Source organism: Roseomonas sp. TAS13 (assembly GCF_001950415.1).
Classification (GTDB): Bacteria; Pseudomonadota; Alphaproteobacteria; order Acetobacterales; family Acetobacteraceae; genus Roseomonas; species Roseomonas mucosa.
The window spans coordinates 1-992 of sequence record NZ_BDLP01000705.1 but is presented as its reverse complement, the minus strand read 5'-3'; the positions used below and the strand labels follow the sequence as shown (position 1 = coordinate 992).

1 protein-coding gene is annotated in these 992 nt (G+C 71.8%); it reads right to left on the bottom strand.

Annotated elements, in window-relative coordinates; genetic code table 11:
* A partial coding sequence (rnd, locus tag ROTAS13_RS24990) for a ribonuclease D (RefSeq protein ID WP_075823704.1) occupies positions 1 to 833 on the bottom strand: 833 nt, incomplete at its 3' end.
* Between the last annotated feature and the right edge of the window lie 159 nt (positions 834 to 992).

Sequence of the window (992 nt, the reverse complement as noted above, 5' to 3'; positions counted from 1 at the left end):
CAAGAGACAGCGGACACGCCGCGCGCCCGGGCCAGGCCGGCGGCGTCCTGCGGCATGGTGGCGGCGATCTCCAGCAGGCTCTCGTCGCGCACCAGCCGCTGGCGCGGCACGTTCACCCGCTGCGCCTCGCGCTCCCGCCAGGCGGCGGCGGCGCGCAGGGCGGCCAGGAAGCGGCGGTTGCTGGTGCGGGGGCGCAGCTTCTCCCAGACCGTCTCCGGATCGGTGCGGTAGTTGGCGGGGTCGGTCAGGGCGGACATCTCCTCCCCCACCCAGTCCAGCCGGTCCTCGCGCTGCAGCCGTTCGCGCAGGGCGCGGTAGACCCGGCGCAGATGCGTCACGTCGGCGGCGGCATAGGCAATTTGGGCCGGGGAAAGGGGACGGGCCGCCCAGTCGCTGAAGCGGTGGGCCTTGTCGATCTGCGCATGGGCCAGGGCGCGGACCAGGCTGTCATAGGAAGCCTGATCGCCGAAGCCGGCCACCATGGCGGCGATCTGGGTGTCGAACATGGGCCGCGGCGTATTGCCGAAGCGGAGCAGGAAGATCTCCACATCCTGCCGGGCGGCGTGGAAGACCTTGACCACCCGCTCGTCGGCCAGAAGCTCGCCCAGCGGGGCGAGGTCCAGCCCCGGGGCCAGGGCATCCACCACCGCGACGTCGCGCTCACCCGCCAGCTGCACCACGCACAGTTCCGGCCAGTAGGTCTTCTCGCGCATGAATTCCGTGTCCACGGTCACGAAATCCTCCTCGCGCAACCGGGCGCAGAGGGCGGCGAGGGCGTCGGTGTCGGTGACCAGGACGGGCGCGGGGTCCGGCGGCGTGGAACGGCGGCTCATCGGCTCCTTCTAGGAGCGGTCCCGGGCGAGGTCCACCGGGCATCGGCAGGAAGCGTTGCGGTTCCGGCATGGGGGCTGGGGCGGGGACACCGGTCCGGCGCGGGGCAACGGATGGCCTGGGGCTGTCTCTTGATCACATCTACGCATAGCTCCACCGTA